The sequence below is a fragment of the Nostoc sp. LEGE 12447 genome (assembly GCF_015206985.1).
Classification (GTDB): domain Bacteria; phylum Cyanobacteriota; class Cyanobacteriia; order Cyanobacteriales; family Nostocaceae; genus Nostoc.
The window spans coordinates 18269-38702 of the sequence record NZ_JADEXT010000027.1 but is presented as its reverse complement, the minus strand read 5'-3'; the positions used below and the strand labels follow the sequence as shown (position 1 = coordinate 38702).

General features: G+C 40.9%; 19 protein-coding genes and 3 tRNA genes. 11 read left to right on the top strand and 11 right to left on the bottom strand.

Features of this window, described 5'->3' with window-relative positions:
* The first annotated feature begins 202 nt into the window (after positions 1–202).
* Entirely contained in the window at positions 203–1087 is an 885-nt protein-coding gene (locus tag IQ274_RS23815; RefSeq protein WP_194143632.1) for a glycoside hydrolase family 75 protein, read from the top strand.
* Positions 1088–1299: 212 nt separating this feature from the next.
* Here the strand turns inward: IQ274_RS23815 and IQ274_RS23810 are convergent, their stop codons facing one another.
* From IQ274_RS23810 to IQ274_RS23800, 3 genes are all read right to left on the bottom strand, one after another.
* Complete coding sequence (locus tag IQ274_RS23810; protein WP_194143631.1) at positions 1300–1722, bottom strand: hypothetical protein; 423 nt, start codon at positions 1720–1722, stop codon at positions 1300–1302.
* 663 nt (positions 1723–2385) lie between these two features.
* A complete protein-coding gene (locus IQ274_RS23805; protein ID WP_163926958.1) occupies positions 2386–3342 on the bottom strand; it encodes an orange carotenoid protein N-terminal domain-containing protein in 957 nt (318 codons plus the stop codon).
* Positions 3343–3932: 590 nt separating this feature from the next.
* Positions 3933–4598 carry a TraX family protein gene (locus tag IQ274_RS23800; RefSeq protein ID WP_194143630.1) on the bottom strand — a complete coding sequence of 222 codons (666 nt, stop codon included), beginning with the start codon at positions 4596–4598 and terminating at the stop codon, positions 3933–3935.
* 166 nt (positions 4599–4764) lie between these two features.
* On the opposite strand from IQ274_RS23800, the gene IQ274_RS23795 reads away from it, so the two are divergent.
* The 8 genes from IQ274_RS23795 (at position 4765) to ppk2 (ending at position 11438) form a co-directional block, all read left to right on the top strand.
* Positions 4765–5343 (top strand): hypothetical protein, encoded by a 579-nt coding sequence (locus tag IQ274_RS23795; RefSeq protein ID WP_163926960.1) that lies wholly within the window; start codon positions 4765–4767, stop codon positions 5341–5343.
* Between the two features lie 125 nt (positions 5344–5468).
* On the top strand, positions 5469–5816 hold the full coding sequence (locus IQ274_RS23790) for a hypothetical protein (RefSeq protein ID WP_194143629.1): 348 nt from the start codon (positions 5469–5471) through the stop codon (positions 5814–5816).
* Between the two features lie 145 nt (positions 5817–5961).
* Positions 5962–6037: transfer RNA gene (locus tag IQ274_RS23785), tRNA-Met, on the top strand.
* Positions 6037–6111 (top strand) — tRNA-Met (locus tag IQ274_RS23780). Before IQ274_RS23785 ends, IQ274_RS23780 begins: the two co-directional genes overlap by 1 nt.
* 369 nt (positions 6112–6480) lie before the next feature.
* The gene (locus tag IQ274_RS23775; RefSeq protein ID WP_228058330.1) at positions 6481–7617 is read left to right on the top strand and encodes a reverse transcriptase family protein; all 1137 of its coding nucleotides are present in this window, start codon (positions 6481–6483) and stop codon (positions 7615–7617) included.
* A 382-nt stretch (positions 7618–7999) separates the two neighbouring features.
* A tRNA-Ile gene (locus tag IQ274_RS23770) sits at positions 8000–8075 on the top strand.
* Positions 8076–8700: 625 nt separating this feature from the next.
* The gene (locus IQ274_RS23765; RefSeq protein WP_194143665.1) at positions 8701–10227 is read left to right on the top strand and encodes a slipin family protein; all 1527 of its coding nucleotides are present in this window, start codon (positions 8701–8703) and stop codon (positions 10225–10227) included.
* Between the two features lie 257 nt (positions 10228–10484).
* A complete protein-coding gene (gene ppk2, locus IQ274_RS23760; RefSeq protein ID WP_228058329.1) occupies positions 10485–11438 on the top strand; it encodes a polyphosphate kinase 2 in 954 nt (317 codons plus the stop codon).
* 313 nt (positions 11439–11751) lie between these two features.
* Here the strand turns inward: ppk2 and IQ274_RS23755 are convergent, their stop codons facing one another.
* Positions 11752–12027: a hypothetical protein gene (locus tag IQ274_RS23755; protein ID WP_194143628.1), complete on the bottom strand. Its 276-nt coding sequence runs from the start codon at positions 12025–12027 to the stop codon at positions 11752–11754.
* Between the two features lie 343 nt (positions 12028–12370).
* Between IQ274_RS23755 and IQ274_RS23750 the strand changes: the two genes are divergently transcribed.
* Positions 12371–12529, top strand: a complete 159-nt coding sequence (locus IQ274_RS23750) for a hypothetical protein (RefSeq protein ID WP_194143627.1) — start codon at positions 12371–12373, stop codon at positions 12527–12529.
* Positions 12530–12683: 154 nt separating this feature from the next.
* Here the strand turns inward: IQ274_RS23750 and IQ274_RS23745 are convergent, their stop codons facing one another.
* Positions 12684–13016 carry a DUF5615 family PIN-like protein gene (locus IQ274_RS23745; RefSeq protein WP_194143626.1) on the bottom strand — a complete coding sequence of 111 codons (333 nt, stop codon included), beginning with the start codon at positions 13014–13016 and terminating at the stop codon, positions 12684–12686.
* Positions 13013–13264 (bottom strand): DUF433 domain-containing protein, encoded by a 252-nt coding sequence (locus IQ274_RS23740; protein WP_094349937.1) that lies wholly within the window; start codon positions 13262–13264, stop codon positions 13013–13015. The genes IQ274_RS23745 and IQ274_RS23740 overlap by 4 nt, the downstream gene beginning before the upstream one ends.
* Positions 13265–13651: 387 nt before the next feature.
* On the opposite strand from IQ274_RS23740, the gene IQ274_RS23735 reads away from it, so the two are divergent.
* The gene (locus IQ274_RS23735; RefSeq protein ID WP_194143625.1) at positions 13652–14410 is read left to right on the top strand and encodes a hypothetical protein; all 759 of its coding nucleotides are present in this window, start codon (positions 13652–13654) and stop codon (positions 14408–14410) included.
* Between the two features lie 445 nt (positions 14411–14855).
* On the opposite strand, the gene nifD is transcribed toward IQ274_RS23735, so the two are convergent.
* The 5 genes from nifD to nifS form a co-directional block, all read right to left on the bottom strand.
* The gene (gene nifD, locus IQ274_RS23730) at positions 14856–16238 is read right to left on the bottom strand and encodes a nitrogenase molybdenum-iron protein alpha chain (RefSeq protein ID WP_194143624.1); all 1383 of its coding nucleotides are present in this window, start codon (positions 16236–16238) and stop codon (positions 14856–14858) included.
* Between the two features lie 169 nt (positions 16239–16407).
* The gene (gene nifH, locus IQ274_RS23725) at positions 16408–17289 is read right to left on the bottom strand and encodes a nitrogenase iron protein (protein ID WP_163926967.1); all 882 of its coding nucleotides are present in this window, start codon (positions 17287–17289) and stop codon (positions 16408–16410) included.
* A gap of 348 nt (positions 17290–17637) precedes the next feature.
* On the bottom strand, positions 17638–17994 hold the full coding sequence (locus IQ274_RS23720) for a globin (RefSeq protein WP_012407221.1): 357 nt from the start codon (positions 17992–17994) through the stop codon (positions 17638–17640).
* 221 nt (positions 17995–18215) lie between these two features.
* Entirely contained in the window at positions 18216–19115 is a 900-nt protein-coding gene (nifU, locus tag IQ274_RS23715; protein ID WP_163926969.1) for a Fe-S cluster assembly protein NifU, read from the bottom strand.
* A 104-nt stretch (positions 19116–19219) separates the two neighbouring features.
* The gene (gene nifS, locus IQ274_RS23710; protein ID WP_194143623.1) at positions 19220–20428 is read right to left on the bottom strand and encodes a cysteine desulfurase NifS; all 1209 of its coding nucleotides are present in this window, start codon (positions 20426–20428) and stop codon (positions 19220–19222) included.
* Positions 20429–20434 lie beyond the last annotated feature (6 nt).

Sequence of the window (20434 nt, the reverse complement as noted above, 5' to 3'; positions counted from 1 at the left end):
TTGTATGTAATATTATGTAACGTATCAATCCATGCGATCGCCTTGGTTTTTATGATCTGATCGATATAACTCTACAACCCCTGTACTTCATCCTCATTCAAATAGAAATCGCCATAACCTAAGTACACCTATCGTAGACATTACTAAATTTGCTTTTTAAAATGTAGTTTCCTCAGTTCAATTTTTAAATTTTGAGTAATCTATGCAACAATTCAAAGTAACATCAGATAGTTTAAATATACGTTCAGCACCTATTGTTGACGATACCAATCGAATTGGGGTTCTTCCAAAATCACAAATTGTATCTAAAATTGAAAATCTGGATGATAACAAGTGGTTAAAGGTTGCAACTATTCTCGAAGGAAAAATTTTAGAAGGTTTTGTCTCTCAGAAATTTCTTAGTCCAATCACAACCTTTTCTATTAGTACTCTTATTAAAATTGGTGATATTCCTATTCAGCAGGCAGATGGAGAATCTGCCATTTTTTATGAAGCAGGTATGAGCATTAATGCTGATGGCGCGCCTAATGCTTATCACCCAGCAGATACAGGAATTGATTTTTTGGCAAATGCTGGGAATCCAGGTAACTGGTGGGCAATAGTTGTCAATAAAGATGGTAATCCATTTATTCAAGGCAGTACAGATCCATATCCTGGATACTATATTTCTACAACTGCATTATCCGATTCTGGATTTGTTAAACAAGATCCACGCAGATATGTTGATTCAAACAAGATCCCATATATTGTTCTTCCGGGAAATAGTGATTTTAAAAAGCTTACGGGCATTAAATTAGGGGATTTCGCAGTTGTTTACAACACTAATAACGGAAAACTCGCTTTTGCAATTTATGCTGATATTGGGCCTAAGAACCAGATAGGGGAGGGTTCAATAGCTTTGTCTCAGGCTCTTGGAAACGATCCATTAGTGCGCTCAAGAGTCAGACAAGGAATTCCCAAGGGCCTTGTTTATGTTGTTTTTCCAAGTTCTGGGAATGGACAGCCAAGAATAATTTCAGAAATAGAAGCTGAAACTAAACGGCTTTTTGAAATATGGGGTGGAATAGAACGGATAAAGTCTCTATAAAAGTGTACTTGATGAAAATCTGAGAGAATCTGCTTGCGGTAGAGATATAGCACTGCTACGTCTCTTTTTTAAAGAGCGATGTCTACGACAAAGTGCTTCTCTACATTCGCGCATTGTGTCGCAGACAAACGCTACCTAGCTTGTTTCTCCCTAGAAGTATGTATCTACGCAATTATTTAGACTAGACCAAATTTTGAGTAACAGTACACATGCTAACTTGTTGCTGCTGTCTTTCCATTCTTGCTCTCCACACTGGCAACAAATAATGGCTGTTCCCCGCTAGGAGTTAGCGACTCGCCTCGCAATCCCTTACGACGCTGGCTTTTAGGGACTCCTCCCGCCATACCGTATTCCACACTGCTTTTACCATACCGAGTCCCAACAGCCATTAACATGTGTTCTGTCATATCTCCCAACTTGTCTTCTGTTTCCAGCATTTCACGGTACAATTTATCCAAGGTGGAAAGTGCACTGTTATATGCATTTTCTTTAGTTCGCATCATTTCGATCAGAGTTGAGAAGGCAGGTAAAGTGAGTCCATTCCCTAAATCTAAACTTGGATCAATTGAGTTTATGCTAGCTGCACGACGCACTGCTCTTTCTAACACTGCGGAAGTTCTTTTTCTCCTAGCCATAATCTACACCTTGTAATACAGTACGGTTAATATTCTTTACCTTAAAGAACTTCCGTATAGATCAGCCTGAGAGAATTCCGGCAAATCTGCAATAGCTTTTGTTACATAAAGATAATTACAGCAGATTGCGCGAACTACTTAAATTAGAAAGCAAACTGGGGTTTGAATAAGTAAAAGCTGCTTTTGCTTGCGGAAAACACCAAAATGAGAAAGCAAACTGGGGTTTGAATAAGTAAAAGCTGCTTTTGCTTGCGGAAAACACCAAAATGAGAAAGCAAACTGGGGTTTGAATAAGTAAAAGCTGCTTTTGCTTGCGGAAAACACCGAAATGAGAAAGCAAACTGGGATTTGAGAAAGTAAAAGCTGCTTTTGCTAACTAAATTTGACTTTATTTATATTTTTAAGCTGCAATGGCTAGTTGCGATCGTTGTGATGGTAGTGCGATCGCAAAACATACTCCCAAAAGGGAGCAATCCAAACAACTGCGAGAAATTGCGAAAACATGACTAAAGCTCGGTTTTAGGTGAACCGAGCAATATAATTTGGCGCATCTTTATACGGAATTGGTATAAGATGCAATACTTTCCTAACAATGAGAGCAAAAAAACTTTTAAAACATCATCTTCAACAAGCGCAATTACTTTGTAACAAGGCAAATGAATTTTACTTGCGAGTTAAATTAAGCAGTTCTTTGGGAGAAGCAAGTAAATCAATAGCCACGAAATAAATTTGACCTTGAGGATCAAGTAAAAATCGCCAAGCAATGTTCATCCCAACATTACCTCCAAACCAAGGAGTTTCGACTGTACCAGTAACTTTATGCTGTGTGTAACCATCTTCGATAGTTTCCGAAACACCTTTGGTTGGCTTCATCACTAACCCTTGTCCCTCATCTCTTAGGTAGGCAGTGATAGCTTCTCGGCCAACAATTGGTTTTTGGAAGGGTGGTTGCAGCGCACCGTTGTTAGCAAATAAAGCAACAGCAGCTTCAAAGTTATCTGCATTCATAGCTTCAATGTATTTCAGCACTGTTGGTTCTGTAACTCCCTCAATAGTAAATTGGGGACTTAGGGATGTACGTGGGAACTTAAAGTTTATTTGTGCTTGCTTTTTATCAGCCAGAGATGGATCAAACCCCATATTTACTACAGTATTGCGTAGTACAGTAATTTGCTGACTCTGATCGATTTTCTGAACAGCTTCTAGCACTGCTTTAACTTGAGGTGACATTTGATAGCCAACTGGCATCGGAGCGACAATACCTTGTTTCATCCACTCTCCTAACTGCCACCAGAATCCCAGCTTGGCGTTGACACCAAAATATGCATAAGAACGGCTAATAGGAGTGTCAGCATTACTCGCTAAATCTCTCATTAATTGCGTTTGTTCTTCATGAGACATCTGCTTAATTTCGTTGAATATACCCTCCATTAATTGGAGATTTGCTTTTCCGGGAGCAGCTGGAGTAATTGTACGACCTAGTTCAGCGTAGGCATACCAGAGAAATGCCAATTGATCATCAATGTTGAGTTCAGCAAACATTGCTGTAGTGGCTGGAACAGCATCTGCTACTTGAGTGCTAGAGAAAATATTGCGTGCAGACTCGATAGTATAATTCATGCTTGTTACCTTAAAGATTTACCTGTTGAATAGTTACTTTCGGCTACATTTTGTAGCTTGGAAGATAAATCTAGGGCTTTTTTTTGAATGACATAATTATCCCTAGATATTCAAATCCGAATTATTATTCGCTACTTTCGCATCATAGCTGGTAAACGTTAACAAAAGACTAAGATTTATCTAATGAATATCATTGTATTAAATGTATATACTATTATTTATAGGTTTCTAATTTTTTTTGAGGAAAGTATCTCCCTCTAAAGTAAGATATTATTGATTTAGGATTGCTATAGGTGCTATAGCAATCCTAAATCATTGGCAAAAATCCCTCTTTATTTTCTCTGCGTTCTCTACGCCACTGTGATAGCCAAGCGCAACCCAAAAAAGCTCCGGAAATAAATGTTGGGTTTCGTTCCTCAAATGCCACTTGCTTCTCCCTTGGCGCTAGCCTCTCACGAATGGGAGAAGGGGAGACACACAAGAAACACATATTTGATATTTGAAAAAATTAAGTACAGATCAAAGGAGTTTCTTGACTATTGCCTTCTACACAAATAATTATGGCTACGCTCCCGTGAGGAATACAAAAATTAAAGCGGATTGCTATATCTGGAATGTATTAAATAATTTATTATACCTAAAATAATTAAATGAACCGGGTAGAACAGATAAAACCATCTAGCTCGTGAGCCTTGTTTACCATTGAATTGAAAAACAATGAATCCTGCAAGAATTGCCCAATGCTGAAATATATTACGGATAAATAAAGTTCCTAAAATAAACTCAAAGATGCACCAGCAGAGCAACCATACGCTAGGCTTCAGTTTGTCTGTTAAAGACATCAAGAAAATTACTCCAATCCCATAAGCTCCATATTCAACCCCCAAAATCTCGGCAAATACTGCACTCAATCCAGTAATTATTAATTGCTGCCATAATTGCGAATAATGCCTTATTAAGCGCAACATCACAAGTCCAATAACAAGCGTGTAGAGAATATTAAGTGATAAACTCCGAAAAACAAAACTATAAATAGGCTGAGAGATAATTGCTGTAATTAATAGCCTGCTCCCATAGCGGTATACATTTTGGGTGTGTTTTTCGCCTTTAGCCAAAAGCCATGCAAAGAGGGGAAAACTCAATCGTCCAATAAAGTGCAAAATTCTAAACTCAGGCATTAGTAAATAGCACACATGATCCATAACCATGAACACTGCGGCTAAGATTTTAATGCTAAAAGCTGAAACTTTAATCACAACGTTATAGTTACCTTGGATTCCTTGATATAAAATCCCTAAAATCTTATTAATTTAATATAAGAGTTCTTCAAAATCCTAGCAATTTGATAACATTAACAAAAAGGGCAATGTCTACAATGGGCTATTCCACATTGCTCTCTTTAGCAGGAAATGCAGAAACCCTATGGCAAAGCGTAAAAAAAGCAATCTCCAGTGGATAAAAGAAACGCTTGAACTAAAACCTGACCATCGTTGGGAATCTCCATCAGGTTACAAAATATTTGTAGCAGATAGAGGCGCTGTTCGCTTCAATGTTCCCCAGGATTGGATTCTTGAGCCACAAGACAAATCTTTCAAATTCCTCGATAAAAAACCACCCAACGATGATTGCTGTCTAGAAGTATCTTTCAATCGTCTGCCACCCAACGACTGGAGCCAGTTTCCACTAAAATCTACATTGAAAAAGGTGATGGAAGACGACAGTCGTAACATCATTGCTAGGGGAGAAATTGTTACCATCAAGCGCCAAACAGCTAGAATTGTCTGGACAGAGATGAAGTTCATTGATGTTCAAGAAGAACCACGGGAAGCTTTTTCGCGGACTTGCATTGGTTTGGGGTCGAATGTTCAATGCTTAATTACATTTGATTATTGGGCAGATCAAGCAGAACAATTAATACCCGTTTGGGATGAAGCGATGCGTAGTCTCACACTAGGGTTGTATATCCGTGACCCCATGACTGGTTTAGCTTTCCCAGACTGAGTTACAGCAATAAATCGTGAGCATCTATTAAATTGAGGCGTGTAGCTCAAAGTCTACGATGAGCTACTTATTTTTTGCGGAGTTGGGGCAAATTAATAATACTCCAGCTTTCAACAATATAAGGAATGAGTCTAAATCCACTAACACATCTAATTTCAGAACGAGGTTTTGACCGATTTCAATCAGGATTAAGATCGCATTTCGCTGCTTATCGCCTGAAATATACACTCACTTACTGTAAATCTAGTGATAATCCAGCTATGTGTCTTGACTTTGAGAGTTTATTACATCTTGGTAGAGTAACGGTTTGGGAGTCAGGAGCTTGTGAGATGGATATTCTTGAAATATCAACTGGTAACAATGTTTTTTATGAAAGTCACCAGTTCAACAACGAAAAGCAATTTCATCAAACCTATCTAAGACTGGTGATTTTTATGCGCGATATGTTGCGACTTGAGTCAGACAATATTTAAGCCTACACCTACAATTTCCAATATGCTAAATTTGGAGCGGAATAGTAAAAAAGTTACAAAGCTATGGTTTAGGTTCCATAAGCCTAACTGGTGCGCCAAGCTTTTGCATAAGCGTATACCGCCGAGTCCTTTAAACTATACCATTGTTTGATTAGCTCAGTTGGTAGAGCGATCGACTCATAATCGAAGGGTCACAGGTTCGACTCCTGTATCAAACTCCAGGAAGTTAGCTCACTGGTAGAGCAATCGACTCATAATCGATGTGTTGTAGGTTCGATTCCTATACTTTCACCCAACCCTGTCCGGGTTAAAAGACAATACCCTTCCAAGGTAGCCAATATGGTACGAATCTCAACAGATTCGAGACCCCTCATTTTCTCAACTCTGCGGTGCAAGTGTTCTGCTATCGGTCATTATTCGTAAGGATGATGTTCGGTAGCCACAGTCAAGGAGCAAGCGCAACTGCATTTCTCCCTAACTTGAGTATGTCCCTTCATTTTCTACATCTAGTTTTCCTTTAGGATTCTAGATTGGCAACCGAACGGCATATTTGAGCGCAGTTCTCTTTTTGTCGATTGCCTTGAGCAGTCGAAGAAAAGCAACAGCAATCTTAATCCAGCTTTGGAGAAGCTTTTGCCCACACCTAAACTGTAAACACTTGCACTTGCAGAGTAAAAAAATATTTTGTATTATGTACAGCAAAAATCTAACCACTACCCCATTAGCGGCTGAGAGTAATCTAGAAAAGTTGCAAACTGATGATAATTTAGCACTTTTGCGATGGCTACGCCCGCCGCAGGCATCGCATGGTTTAGCTGAATATAATACTGCTGAAGAAATAGCCTTTGCAATGGGAATAAGCCTGGAAAAACTGCACTTTTTAACAACTAGTACATCCATAACTAGACATTACCTCCCTTTCAAAATTTCAAAAAAGACAGGTGGAGAAAGAATTATTTCTGCACCAAAGCCGGAACTTAAAGCTGCTCAAAGGTGGATTCTAGAGAATATTTTAGAGAAATTAGAAGTTCACAATGCAGCGCACGGCTTTTGTAAAAATCGTTCGATAGTCACCAATGCTAAACCCCATGTTGGTGCAAATGTAATAGTCAATATTGATTTACAGAATTTTTTTCAGTCAATTTCTTACAAACGTGTCAAAGAATTATTTTGTGGGTTTGGTTATTCAGAACCTACGGCGACAATTTTTGGGTTGATTTGTACGACTGCTGAAATAGCAATAAACGGACAAATTAATTATACAGCTTCAGAAAACCGCCATTTACCTCAAGGTTCGCCTGCAAGTCCTGCTATTTCTAATCTAGTTTGCCGTAATCTTGATATTCGTCTTGCTGCGATCGCTGAAAATCTTGGTTTTTGCTATACGCGGTACGCTGACGATTTAACATTTTCTGCTTCTGAGGATGTATCATCAAAAATATCTAATTTGATTAAAAATACTAAATTTATTATTACTAGTGAAAATTTTACCGTTAATGATAATAAAACCAAGATTTCCGGTAAATCAATGCAGCAAGAAGTAACCGGTGTTATTGTAAATACACAATTAAATATATCTAAAAAGACATTAAAAGCCTTTCGTGCAACTCTATATCAAATTGAACAAGAAGGTTTATCAGGAAAAAGTTGGGGAAAATCAACTAATTTAATTTCTGCGATTACTGGGTTTGCAAATTATGTAGCAATGATTAACCCGACCAAAGGAGCAGAATTTAAATCAAGTGTGGAACGCATCAAGCAGAAATATGGTGACTCCCAAACAGATGAAGTACGTTTTTAAAGCTGCTTCTTTTGCGATAAAAGGTTTATTTGGGTGTACCTTAGAGGATGTTTGAAAAGTCCTCTTCTTGGTAGCAAAACATTCTAGATCCCCCTAAATCCCCCTTAAAAAGGGGGACTTTGACTCCGGTTCCCCCTTTTTTAAGGGGGGTTAGGGGGGATCTAAAAGTGTCTAAAGTCACAGCGAAATACTTTTCAAACAACCTCTTAGCCAAAAATAGCCAGTGCAAATGAAATTCGCCTTTTTAACTTTTTTCCTGTGCTAGATTTGAACCGGGATAGTAACAAAGTCACAAAGCTGTAGTTTGGGTTCTGTATACCCAACTGGTACGCTAACCTCTGGTAATAGCGTATACCGCTCAATACTTTCAACTATTTCACCATGAAAGTTAGCTCATTTGGTAGAGCGGTCGGTGTATCGCCGATTATTGGTAGGTTCGATTCCTATACTTTCACCCAAAAACCCTCGCCCTGGGTACGGGCACCTTGTTAGGGACAAGGCAGCCTTATGGCTACACAAATGTATTGGGTGTTCAAAAAACCTCAATCAAAAAAACTTCTTGTTTTTTCTTGTTTTTCCTACTCTGTCATGCAGGTATTTATAACAGTAAAAGAGCTAGTGCAACTGTATCTCTCCCTAACTTGAGTATGTTCCTTCCTTTTCCTACATCTGGTTTTCCTTTGGGAATTCTGGATTGGCAAAGTGAACGGCATATTTGAGCGCGGTTCTCTTTTTTTAGATTGCCATTGAGCAATTTGGGAAAAGTAACAGCAATCTTAATCCAGCTTTGGAGAAGCTTTTGCCCGCACTGGAACTGTAAAAACCTGCATTGGCAGAGTAAATATTTTTTTTGTAGTATGTAGTAGTACAAACTGCTAAAACTAATCTTCTAGCCTTTGTTTAAAGGGTTGTAAAGCCTAAAGAACCTCTAGATAAGTTCTGTCTACTCCAGTAGTTAAGCCGTGAGACATCGGTGGTATTTGAGTTCAAGCAAGGTTATAAATGTCTTGAGCAAATCTTTTTAGCTAGTTGTAATCGCCTAGCTTACTTAAGCTATCACACAAATTATTTATGCAAATCACTATGTGGGAAACGTTTTATATCAAACCTAACGAAATCGGCATCTTATATCACCGCAGTGACTTTAAGAAAATTTTGCAACCCGGTACACATACATATTTAGGTCGCCATTGGCAAGTAAAAATTCATGACCTCAATCAGCCACTAGCTCAAATTGAAAACCTAGAACTGTTGTTGCGAAATCACGAAGCCGAACTACAAGAACATTTATTGATTATCAGAACCGCATTCAACCAAGTTGCGTTAGTCCGCTATGGTCAGAATTGGGTAAGCGTTGCACCAAATAAATTGATTGCTTTTTGGCGTGGTTTTATTGAGGTAGAGTCTCATCTATTCAACTTAGAGCAAAGCTGGGAATTACCTAGTTCCTTTGTACAGCAATTGCGCTCAGTTGCATTGAATGGACTCAAAAAGTTCCAAATTTCGGAGTCTGAAATTGGTTTACTATATCTGCAAAACAATTTTGTGCGACCTCTAGAACCAGGAGAGTATGCTTTTTGGTCGGTAGATAGAGATGTTACAGTCCGAATTCTCAGCCGGATTATCCCTAACCCAGACTTTCCCCTGGAAGATGTACTCATTGAAAAACATCCCGACTTTATTGCTGCCTACTGCCAAACCGTGCAATTACAGACTTCACAAGTTGCAATTGTGCGCTATCGAGGGAAAGTGATTTCTATTTTGCCACCCACCAGCCGCAAGTTATTTTGGCAAGGTGTTGCAGTGGAAATTCTCGATATCAGCGCTGATGCTCAGTTGCAGCCTAACTTAGTGGCTGAGTTGGTTGAGGGTTCAACAGAAGTGAAATTGCTCAGTCGCAACTGTTTGCATATTTGCCAAGTGCCAGCACAACACGTTGGACTAGTATACATCAATCAAGAATTTCAAGGACTGCGATCGCCAGGGGTACATGCTTGGTGGTTATTTGGTCGCTCTTTTCAAACCGAAACCATCGACCTGCGACTCCAAAACATGGAAGTATCTGGTCAAGACATCCTCTCTAAAGATAAAGTACCTCTGCGGTTGAATTTGACCGCAGGCTTCCGCATCCAAGACCCATTGAGAGCAAAAAACGGCTTATCAGATATTTCCGGCTTCTTGTACAAAGAATTACAGTTTGCTTTGCGTGGTGCAGTCGGTGAACGCAACTTAGATGCTTTATTAGAAGATAAAGGTGCAATTGATAGAAGCATCTCTGAATACATTCGCCAGAAAGCAGCAGACTATGGAATTGAAGTTGATTCTGTAGGTGTTAAAGATATTATTTTACCTGGTGAGATTAAGACTATCTTGAGCAAAGTAGTCGAGGCAGAAAAAGCCGCTCAAGCAAACGTAGTCAGACGTAGAGAAGAAACTGCTGCTACTCGCAGTATGCTAAACACCGCCAAAGTGATGGAGGATAACCCCGTTGCATTACGTTTAAAAGAACTCGAAGTATTAGAGCGGATTGCAGAGAAAATTGATCGAATTCAAGTTAACGGCAGCTTGGATAGTATTTTAACAGACTTGATTCGGATCAATCCGCAATAATTTAGTTATTAAAGATTGAGAGTTGGGTTAGCTCGCGTATTGATAAATTTAATTGTGAAAAATGTTTGCGATCGCGCCTAACCCAATCTGTATAATAAAGTAAGTTAGCAAAAGGTTGATGTACTTATATGTTTTACTGCCATTGACTTTAGTCATTAGCTTGTTGGTTTTACATCTTTAATGTCAGAATACTTTCAAATGTGTATATTTACGCTTAGTCAGTATTAAAATATATACTTGATAGATAAACTCTAATTATGCCGATTCAATGGCATGGAGTCAGTGCGATGTCAATTGATGAAGTGAAAAACCAGCAAAATATTGGTCTAGTTCAACCCACTCCAGACTTAATAGAAAAACTAGTAAAGGCAAAAGACAAGAAAAAAGCTAAAAAATCCAAACGGATTTTTGATGGTAGCACAGAAGTTTTTGCTAAGAAAATTCCCAAAAAGACTTTTGAAACTGAACTAGAGCAACTCCAGATTGAGCTAGTCAAAATGCAATACTGGATTAAGCACACTGGCTATCGGGTTGTCGTCATATTTGAAGGGCGCGATGCTGCCGGCAAAGGAGGAGTAATTAAACGCATTGCCGATCCACTCAATCCTCGTGGCTGTCGTGTAGTTGCTCTGGGAACTCCTTCCGATCGCGAGAAAACTCAGTGGTATTTTCAGCGCTACGTGCAACATCTTCCCACAGCAGGCGAAATTGTTCTGTTTGATCGCAGTTGGTACAACCGAGCCGGAGTTGAACGGGTGATGGGTTTTTGTACTGAAGCAGAATATCAAGAATTCATGCAATCTTGCCCGGAATTTGAACGAATGCTGGTGCGATCGGGCATTGTTTTAATCAAGTACTGGTTCTCCGTCAGCGATGAAGAACAAGAGCAACGCTTTCTTTCTCGCAGTCACGACCCAGCAAGGCGCTGGAAACTCAGCCCAATGGATTTGGAATCACGCGATCGCTGGGTAGAATACTCCAAAGCCAAAGATACCATGTTTGCTTACACGAATATTCCAGAAGCCCCGTGGTTTACGATTGAAGCAGATGATAAAAGACGGGCGCGGCTCAACTGCATTCATCATTTGTTGAGCAAAGTTCCTTACGAAGATATGACACCTCCTCCCTTAGAGCTTCCCTCTAGACCTGTGGCTGAGGATTATGTTCGCGCTCCACGTAATGAGCAGTTCTTTGTCCCTCAAGTGTATTGAGCTACAACTTCTCGCTAATAATTGAATATGGCAAACGTTATCTATAGGTGTTGCGTAGGCGTAGCCCGTCGTAGACATCGCCTGTGACTCATCTGTGAGCCAATTTGGATTCTGGGTAGCGCTGTCGGAAATTAGTCAATTATATTATCTTGGGAGCAATTGCTTTGAAAACAATATCAAGTACAGAACGCCGGAAGTGACAGAAGTTTATCGAGCCTTGTGGTTTTGATGCTATTGAAAGTACGATTTAGCCCCAACCATGAAAGTTCATAACAAATTGCTGAAATCAAAGTGCAGGCAATTGAAGCACAGACTAATTAAAGTCGGGCATTTGGAACTGCGACACTTGGAATTGCGGCATTTGGAACTGCGGCACTTGGAATTGCGGCATTTGGAACTGCGGCATTTGGAACTGCGGCATTTGGAACTGCGGCACTTGGAATTGCGGCATTTGGAACTGCGGCACTTGGAATTGTAGCACTGGAGGCAAGGATGCCCCTCCCATCACCCATTTCATCTCTGCATCAGAGATTTCTTCCATTTCAACTTGGTTGAAACTTAGCTGTGCATTGTTTTTTATTTTTGCCATAAGTCTCCTTCTAGGGTTAAAAAACACAGGAATACATCAATAATATATCTCGAATCATATCGATGGCTGGTTTTCCTGTTTTTGCACAGTAGCATTACAGGAAGTGAGTTCGTAGGTGAGTTTCCAATCAAGTTGCTTGATAATGCAGGTTCAGAATATGTTATGAGCGTATTCGCCATTCAGAGAGATGTGTACGATGGGGTAATTCTTGTGCATCTCACACAATCTCTAAATATAGAGTAGCGTGTTGTCGAGTTGGGGCGATCGCTCCAAGGGGCTACTTTTTGTGCATCTCACATAAAATCTCTAAATATATAGAGTAGCGTGTTGTCGAGTTGGAGCGATGTCTACGACGGGCTACACCTACGCAGTTCAACTTGCTGTACAAAACCGAGGATTATTTAGCGTGATCGCACTATCTCGTAAATTAGTTTTATTAACACGCAATCATCGGGATTTGGGAAAAGTACCCGGATTGTTAATTGAGGTAGTAACAGTTTAATGCGTAGGCGCAGCCCGTCGTAGACATCGCCTAGTTGATTGCCGAATTAGGGCGTAGGCGTTCGCGTAGCGTCTCGTAGAGAAGCCCGTCGTAGACATTGCACCAACGGTCTACTTCTTATGAATCTCACACACAATCTCTCAAGAAGAAAGCCTTAGTACAATTCTAGACAATGCAGACTTGGATTATTGAGTAGCTCTTGAATTACCTCTACCCCAGAACAAAGTAGAGATTCAACTTGTTTTGTTGGTGCATTTCCGCAGCGTAGCCATACAACTTTAGGTGGAGAACCGTACAAACGGCTTCTTTCGGCAAAATCTACATCTTGAGTTACGATGCAAAAGTCATTGGTTTTAGCAAATTCCCATATTTCAGTATCAGTCTTCACTTCCAGTCCATGAAACTGAACATGACTGGAATCAGGGAAAACCTCTGCTAATTGAGTTACCAGCTTGCGACTCAAATTTTGATCAAAAAGCAGCTTCAAATACCACCTGCCGTTCGCGTAACGTTTGGTAGAGAGGCAACTAAACGATGTTCACGGTCAGCAGCAAACTCTAGACTTGCCCTAATATCTTCTTCTGTTAATTCAGGGAAGTCGTCTAATATCTCTCCATGAGACATACCAGCTGCCAACCAGCCTAGAACATCGTACACGGTGATTCGCATCCGTCTAATACAAGGCTTACCACCTCGCTTGTCCGGTTCAATTGTAATAATATCGTGATAGCTCATGGTGATTATAAACTGCATAGCATCTTTCTAAGTCTAGAACAGCTTTATATCGTGCTGCAACGAGGCGATCGCTACAACAGTCTACTTCTTGTCTATCTCACAAATAATCTTTAAAGGCGATTGCAGTTTAACTTACTGTATAAAACCGATAAATTAGGTAATTAAATCGAAAGTTTCTGTATAATATTCTAAGTATAGCTATAATATGGAAAAATTCCAGATAACTATCCAAAATTGGGCAATTAGACGGAAAGTTTCAGTCTAATAAGTAGTTAGACTGCAAGCCCTCAATAGGGAAAACTATAGTCAGAAAGCTAATTACAAATGTTTCAACATCAACAAAGATGTGTTCTGAGACTTCAATAACAAGAGTTTAACTTCAAAAATATGTTCGACTGGCTTCAGAAATCATTCCAACAAAATAGTATTCTATGGCTTTTAGTATCATCAATAATTGGTGGCATAATTGGAGCAATGACAAAGTTGATTTTTGATGTTATTTTGCCGCAAAAATTGCAAAATAGCCTTCAGGTTAAGAAAGTTGTAGAAAAATATCGCAACCCGATTTTAAGAGCAAGTTTAGACCTTCAAAGCAGGTTATACAATATTGTAGATCAGAGCTTCTTGCAGATTTACTGTCATAGAAGTGATGTAGATAAGGAATATGCAATTACAAGCACTCTTTATGTTTTTGCAGAGTTTTTGGCATGGACGGAGATTCTGCGTAGAGAAGTTCAATTTCTTGACTTTGGCAATGCAAAATCAAACCAGGAATTAGAAAGATTACTTGGGAATATTAGTAGGCAATTTACTTCAGACGCACTTAATTTTACATTTCGTTTACCTAAGGGACAACAAAGGGCGATAGGTGAAATTATGATAGTGGAAGGTGAATCTTTAGAATGTATTGGTTTTGCCAAGTTCGCTTCAAAGTTAGAGAATGAACCCGATTTCTCAAGATGGTTCTCTAGTCTTAAAGAAGATATCAGAGTTCTTGCAAGTCAACCAAAAAATTATGGTGAAAGATTACAAGATGATCAAAGGTTAGTAGAAATATACAATGCACTTGTCAAACTTCTTGAATTTCTTGATCCTAACTATGTTTATGTTCCAAAAAAACGAATGAAAGTTTTAGCTTCTCTATAGTAATTAGATTCACAACATCTACTGAATGAAAGAGAATTGGTAGTTTTGAACGGCAATTCTTTAATCACTGCCGCTTCTTCACTCAAACACATCGAAATTAATATCTTTCCCCCGTCTAGTAAAGACATCAGCGTTTCCTGACCACTGTAAATATTTCGCAACAAAAAACAAGTCTCTACAATCACAGGCTCACAAGTGAGTAAAGGCTGCTCAATTTAGCCGTTACGCACCATTTAATCTAAAAAATCGTTATTTAAAATAGTCTTTTATTTTACAGTTTTTCTTTAAGCAAAATGCCAGCAAATCCTAAAAATCATACTCCATAAGAGTTATGCTATCTAAAGCATCAAAACAGATTGTTTCTAAATAACCCTGCAACTGGCATTTAGGCTAGAAATAGGCTCTTTTTTCTCTCGCCGCGAAAAAACCTTGCATTATATGATGTTTAAGAGCGATCGCTAGGTTCGGAGTAATCCCAAGAGTGCATTTGACGGAAAGGAAGACCCATCTTTTGGAAGACGTACTTCTCTTTCACACCAGAAGCTACTAAGTCAGGCTTCAGCGCCTTGATAAATTCCTCGAATTCGTAAGCGGTAACGTCGTCATAAACGATGGTGCCGTTTTCGATGTAGTGAGTGGTACGTTTGTAATCATCGTTATGAGCGAACTCATAACCTGTACCAATCATCTTCATGCCCAAGTCTTGGAAAGCTGGGACAACGTGGCGAGGACGTAGACCACCAACCATGATGGCAACAGTCTTACCATCCAAACGGGGGCGGTACTTAGCAACTACCGCATCCATTGTGGGTTGATACTTGGCGATAACTTTCTCAGCATTTGCTTGGATTGTTTCGTCAAACTTGGAAGCGATTTCCCGTAAAGATTCAGCAATCTTGGTGGGGCCGAAGAAGTTGTATTCCAACCAGGGTATACCATAAGCTTCTTCCATGTGACGGCTGATGTAGTTCATCGACCGGTAACAGTGGATGAGGTTCATCTTCACATTGGGGGTCATCAACATTTCGTTGATGGTGCCATCACCTGACCACTGAGCGACTACGCGCAAGCCGATTTCTTCTAACAGGATGCGGCTAGCCCAAGCATCTCCACCGATGTTGTAGTCACCAATGATGGCTACATCATAAGGAGTACCTTCAAACTTGAGTGTACCGTCTTTCTTAGCTTGGTCGGATCTGGTGAAAACCCAGTCACGAACCATGTCATTAGCGATGTGGTGTCCCAATGATTGGGAAACACCCCGGAAGCCTTCGCAACGTACAGGTACAACTGGCTTGCCGATTTCTTTCGATGTCTTCCGAGCAACAGCTTCGATGTCATCCCCAATTAGACCGATGGGACATTCTGATTGAATGGAAACACCACGGTTGAGGGGGAAAAGTACATCTAGTTCTTGGATCAGCTTGACAAGTTTCTTGTCACCACCGAACACGATATCTCTTTCTTGGAAGTCAGAGGTGAAGTGCATGGTACCAAAGGTATCAATACCTGTGGTGCCGATGTAGTAGTTACGACGACCAGACCAAGACCAGTAACCGCAACCTACAGGCCCGTGGCTGATGTGGATCATGTCCTTAATAGGACCCCAAACCACACCTTTAGAACCGGCGTAAGCACAACCACGAGCGGTCATTACACCAGGAAGGGATTTGATGTTAGACTTAACGCCGCAATCGGACTTACCTTCTTCGTATACACTTAAGTGCTTTTCCCGTTTTTTCTTAGCTTTATCGGGGTAAGCGTCTAGAACTTCTTTAATTAGTTCTTTTCTTTCTTCGATGATGTTTTGATTTTCTGGAGGTGTCATATTTAGCCTCTGTGACTCGTAAGGATCGGGGGCATAGGGGGACTAGGAGTCCCCTCTAAGATTAGGGGGGAGATGCAAGAGAGAGAGGAAAAGGTAAGATATGAAACTCTTCCTTTTTCCTTGTGCTAAATCGTTATTTCTTAGCAGCTACTACTTGACTACAGGAGCTTTATTCAGCAGCAGTCTGAGCAACTAACTTAGCAGTATTTTCTTCGCTTTCGAGAATACCGAATTCAATCAACAATTCTTCTAGTTCTTCCATTTCGATGGGTGTAGGAATAGCCAGGTTTTTGTTGTTGATGATCTTGGTAGCCAATGTCCGATATTCGTTAGCTTGGTTGCTTTCTGGTGCGTACTCGTTAACGGTCATACGGCGCAATTCAGCGTGTTGAACAATGTTGTCACGGGGTACGTAGTGAATCATTTGGGTGTTCAACCGTTTTGCCAAGGTTTCGATCAATTCGATTTCCCGGTCAGTGTTACGGCTGTTACAAATCAAACCACCCAAACGCACGCCACCAGTGTGAGCATACTTAAGAACACCACGAGCAATGTTGTTAGCAGCATACATCGCCATCATTTCACCTGATGTCACGATGTAGATTTCTTGTGCTTTACCTTCACGGATAGGCATTGCGAAACCACCGCACACAACGTCACCTAATACGTCGTAAGATACGAAGTCTAGGTCTTGGTAGGCACCGTTTTCTTCTAAGAAGTTGATGGCGGTGATGATACCACGACCGGCGCAACCTACACCGGGTTCTGGACCACCAGATTCTACGCAACGAACGTTACGGAAACCGGTTAGCATTACTTCTTCGAGTTCGATATCTTCTACTGCACCACGTTCTGCGGCGAGGTGAAGAACGGTTGTTTGAGCCTTGCTGTGCAGCATCAAACGGGTGGAGTCAGCTTTAGGGTCGCAACCGACGATAAGGATGCGTTGACCCATTTCTGCCATAGCTGCTAAGGTGTTTTGGGAGGTGGTAGATTTACCGATACCGCCCTTACCGTAGAAAGCTATCTGTCTAATGTTTTCGTCTGTCATGGTTCTTGTTTCCCTGCAATTGGTTGGTTGGTGGGTCTGTGCGTTTGTCAGTTGCGTTCACGCCAGTTGAGCGACAGTAGTGAGCGCGTGTAGAGCATCGTTGGTAGCGTTGGCATAAATGCCTGCTGGGGGCGATCGCTCCACAGCCAAAATTATTGACAGTAAGTTCATCGATTTTCCTCGTTAAAATTTTTTTCTTTTGGTTTTTGTCCTTTGTCCTTTGTCATTTGTTTTGACAAAGAACAAAGAAAATTACGCAATTTACAAATACGTCATAATATGTTTCAGCTTGCAAGATTCAATAGGACTTGATGTTGTTATTTGTCAACAATCAATGCATAAGTCCTATTACTTGTTCAAAATAGCGCCCTTCATATTTGTGACGCGATCTAGTGCAGCTTTGGTGTTTTCTGCTGACACGCCACGCACAGCCATTGCTTCGCCGAGATGCTTGGCGATCGCATCGAAGTGTGGTTGCTGTAAGTTCAATCCTGCGTGGGTTTTGTCCATTGGACGACCACCGTATTGCTTTGGCCCTTCAAATATTTGACCTAAGAAAGCAACTAGATGATTACGTTGCTTTGCCATGTCTGTACCAGCAAAAATGGGACTGAGGAGGCTGTCTGTAGCAATGCGTTTGTGGAGTTCATCTACTACTTGTTCAATAGCTGGTTGTCCACCAATGTTGTCGTACAATGTGCTCATATCCTGTTCCTTTGAAGCGAGTTGGATGATGAAATTTGCAAGTAGGCGCTTAATTTTTTGCCTATATGCTGTTAGCCGTCATAGCTAATTTAGCTATCAGTTGTCGGTAGGATTGAAGCATTGATGTGGAGACAATTATATGGTTCAAATCCTACTTTCTGTTCCTGGCTGAATGCATATTAGAGCGTATTTGTAGAATACGTTAAGTCCTACAGCAATTCCTAAACTGCTTCGACTACAAGGCTCTTGCTGACACGATCTTGTAATCTGGCTTCGATCGCAATTTTGAGAGTTGCTGTACTACTAGAACAGGAACCGCAAGCACCTTGCAGTACAACTTTAACGCGATCGCCTTCTACATCATAGAGTTCTACATCTCCCCCGTCTGCAATGAGTACGGGTCTGACTTCTTCATCAAGAACCTTTTGAATTAGAGCAATCTTTTGGACGTTTGTTAGCGCTCGTTCCTTAGATGTAACAATTTCTGTGGCAACTTTTACGCCGTAATTGTTGAGAGCAGGTGAGGCGTATTCCTGTTGAACTGATCTAATAATATCATCAATGTTCGCCAGACAGGAACCGCATCCGCCACCAGCTTTTACATAATTTGTTACTTGTTCGGCATCCGTGAGATGATTTTCTAGAATCACGCGACGAATCTTAGATTCGCTGATGCCAAAGCAACTGCAAACTAATGCGCCTTCATCGTCATCATCGTGGGTAGCTAGAGGTATGCCACGATAATTATAGATAGCGGCTTCTAGAGCTTCTTGTCCCATGACAGAGCAATGCATCTTTGCTTCTGGCAAACCACCAAGGTAATCTGCAATGTCTTTATTGGACACTTTCAGGGCTTCGTCTAAGGTTAAACCTTTAACCATTTCGGTTAATGCACTAGAAGATGCGATCGCACTAGTACAACCAAAGGTTTGAAAACGGGCATCTAGAATCTTATCAGATTCTACTTCCACTTTCAGGTGCAATCTCAGAGCATCACCGCAAGCAATGCTGCCGATTTCACCCGTTGCAACTTTAACTCCAACTTCGCCCGTTTCTTCAATTTCTCCCTGATTCTTGGGATCGTAAAACAGTTCTAATACTTTATCGGTGTAGTCCCACATATTAAGTTCCGAGTGCTGAGTGGTGAGTGCTGAGTGGGGACAGGGGACAGGTGATAGGTGATAGAGAATAATCTGTTCCCTGTAACCTGTACCCTATTCCCTAATTAACGATGCGCCAGTGCTTGTTCTTGTCCTTGCAACCAACCCGCATCATCATTTTTGAAGGGTGAGAGGGCGCGTAAACGTTCTACAATACTGGGCATTACCTCTATTACTTGATCGATTTCGGCTTCGGTGGTGTAGCGACAAAGACTGAAGCGAATTGAACCGTGCAAAGTTGTGTAGGGTAAGCCCATTGCCCGCAGGACGTGGGAGGGTTCGAGAGAACCGGAGGTGCAAGCAGAACCGGATGATGCACAGATGCCGTATTTGTTCAATAACAGTAGAATTGCTTCACCTTCGATGTACTTGAAGCCGATATTGGTTGTGTTTGGCAATCTCTGCGTAACGTCGCCATTAACTACACAATCGGGAATTTTAGCTAGTAAAGTTTGTTCGAGGCGATCGCGCAGCTTTCTTTCTCTTGCGGTCGCTTCTTCTAAGTGTAACAGTTCTAGTTCCGCAGCTTTGCCCAAGGCAATAATTGCTGGAACATTCTCTGTTCCCGCTCTACGTCCGCGTTCTTGGTGTCCCCCAATCATGAAGGGACGGAACCGAACCCCACGCCGAATATATAAAGCACCAATTCCTTTGGGCCCGTGTAGCTTATGACCAGACAGAGTTAACATATCCACGGTGCTAGTTTTCATATTCAACGGGATTTTTCCCACTGCTTGCACCGCATCTACATGGAAGATAGCGCCATATTCTTTGACACGCAACCCAATTTGCTCAATTGGGAAAATCGTTCCGGTTTCATTATTAGCATACATAATTGTCACCAGGGCGGTGTTACCCGTCAAGGAAGCTTCTAGTTCATCTAGATCCAGCTGCCCTTGATTATTTACTGATAGATAGGTAACACTATAACCTTGGGTTTCTAATTGTTTGCAGACATTGAGTACTGCTGGATGTTCAACTTGGGTGGTGACGATGTGTCGCTTTTCTGGTTGCGCTAACAGTGCGGCTCGAATTGCCGCGTTATCTCCCTCAGTTCCACAACTTGTGTAGACAATTTCTGACTCATCGGCTCCCAGCATAGCTGCAAGTTGTTCTCTTGCTGTTCTCACTGCTTTACCGACTTGCCCACCAAAGGTATGCATACTAGAGGGGTTGCCGTAATAATCCGTCAGGTAAGGTAGCATTACCTCTATAACTTCTGGGTCTACCTTAGTGGTGGCATTATTATCGAGATAGATGCAGTTATTTTGCATTGTTGT

Coding starts and splice junctions, on each gene's coding strand:
- IQ274_RS23815 (WP_194143632.1), top strand. CDS start 203: ATGCAACAATTCAAAGTAACATCAGATAGTTTAAATATACGTTCAGCA.
- IQ274_RS23810 (WP_194143631.1), bottom strand. CDS start 1,722: ATGGCTAGGAGAAAAAGAACTTCCGCAGTGTTAGAAAGAGCAGTGCGT.
- IQ274_RS23805 (WP_163926958.1), bottom strand. CDS start 3,342: ATGAATTATACTATCGAGTCTGCACGCAATATTTTCTCTAGCACTCAA.
- IQ274_RS23795 (WP_163926960.1), top strand. CDS start 4,765: ATGGCAAAGCGTAAAAAAAGCAATCTCCAGTGGATAAAAGAAACGCTT.
- IQ274_RS23790 (WP_194143629.1), top strand. CDS start 5,469: ATGAGTCTAAATCCACTAACACATCTAATTTCAGAACGAGGTTTTGAC.
- IQ274_RS23765 (WP_194143665.1), top strand. CDS start 8,701: ATGTGGGAAACGTTTTATATCAAACCTAACGAAATCGGCATCTTATAT.
- ppk2 (WP_228058329.1), top strand. CDS start 10,485: ATGCCGATTCAATGGCATGGAGTCAGTGCGATGTCAATTGATGAAGTG.
- IQ274_RS23755 (WP_194143628.1), bottom strand. CDS start 12,027: ATGGCAAAAATAAAAAACAATGCACAGCTAAGTTTCAACCAAGTTGAA.
- IQ274_RS23750 (WP_194143627.1), top strand. CDS start 12,371: ATGTCTACGACGGGCTACACCTACGCAGTTCAACTTGCTGTACAAAAC.
- IQ274_RS23740 (WP_094349937.1), bottom strand. CDS start 13,264: ATGAGCTATCACGATATTATTACAATTGAACCGGACAAGCGAGGTGGT.
- IQ274_RS23735 (WP_194143625.1), top strand. CDS start 13,652: ATGTTCGACTGGCTTCAGAAATCATTCCAACAAAATAGTATTCTATGG.
- nifD (WP_194143624.1), bottom strand. CDS start 16,238: ATGACACCTCCAGAAAATCAAAACATCATCGAAGAAAGAAAAGAACTA.
- nifH (WP_163926967.1), bottom strand. CDS start 17,289: ATGACAGACGAAAACATTAGACAGATAGCTTTCTACGGTAAGGGCGGT.
- IQ274_RS23720 (WP_012407221.1), bottom strand. CDS start 17,994: ATGAGCACATTGTACGACAACATTGGTGGACAACCAGCTATTGAACAA.
- nifU (WP_163926969.1), bottom strand. CDS start 19,115: ATGTGGGACTACACCGATAAAGTATTAGAACTGTTTTACGATCCCAAG.
- nifS (WP_194143623.1), bottom strand. CDS start 20,428: ATGCAAAATAACTGCATCTATCTCGATAATAATGCCACCACTAAGGTA.